1 protein-coding gene is annotated in these 1,062 nt (G+C 44.4%); it reads left to right on the top strand.

Annotated elements, in window-relative coordinates; all coding sequences use genetic code 11:
• Positions 1-333: 333 nt before the first annotated feature.
• Positions 334-1,062, top strand: a 729-nt coding sequence (locus R7P67_RS26290; RefSeq protein WP_318086513.1) for an amidohydrolase family protein, incomplete at its 3' end; no start/stop codon positions are given.

Here is a 1,062-nt window from a genome sequence, read left to right as displayed (position 1 = left end):
TCAGTTTCGTAACCAAAATGGATGGATAGCGTTTCGTCTTTCATGTTCTTCCTTGAGCGTCATCGAGATAAATCGTGGACTTATCATGCCGACTTTTTAACCACAGAACCTCGTTATGGGTCACATTGCCCAAGTCCAGAAACGTTTATGAAATGGGAAAAGGTAACATTTTTGATATTCATCGGTAGGTATAACTTGCGCTTGATTGAAAGTCTTTAATCTTGTTGATAGTCCTCCTTCAATATGAACTAAAGTGAATGTGACCTATTGAGTTCTCAAACTCATTGAGATGGGAGCAATAGGCAAAAAACTTACTCTGTATGGAGATGACCGATGAACAAAAACTGGATCCCCATTGCCCTATCTGGGCTTGCTTTAACGGGGTGTTTTTCTGAAGAAGCGAAAGAAGTAGAAGCCGTCGCCGAGCCACTCAAAGTAACCGCCGCAGACAAAATTTATTATGGTGGCGACATCCTAACTATGTCTGGCGATAAGCCAGAGTACGCCGAAGCCGTCGCGACATTAGGCGAGAAAATCATTTATGTCGGCAGCAAAGATGGAGCGATGGAACACAAGTTCGGTAAAACACAGTTGGTCGACTTAAAAGGCAAAACTATGTTGCCTGGCTTTGTTGATCCGCACAGTCATGTGTATGGTGTTGGTCTGCAAGCCATGGTCGCAAACGTGCTGCCATCTCCTGATGGCGAAGCCGATACCGTTGCGAAAATCATAGAAACTCTGAAAAATGCCGAGAACAATAATACGCAACGCCTATTCATTGAGAAAACGGGGTGGATTTTAGGTTTTGGTTACGACGACGCCCAACTGGATTACTACCCTACTAAAGCGGATCTCGATAAAGTCAGCACAGATAAGCCTGTATTGATCATTCACACTTCGGGGCATTTGAGTGTCGCAAACAGTAAAGCCTTAGAGCTAGCAGGCATCACATCAGAATCGGAAGATCCAAAAGGTGGCATTATCCGCCGAATGGAAAACAGCCAAGAACCCAATGGGGTCCTAGAAGAAAACGCGCACTTTGCAATGCTGTTCAACCTCAAT

It is taken from the genome of Vibrio sp. Vb0937, from assembly GCF_033338855.1.
The sequence above is the reverse complement of the archived record's forward strand: the minus strand, read 5'-3'. Positions and strand labels throughout refer to the sequence as shown.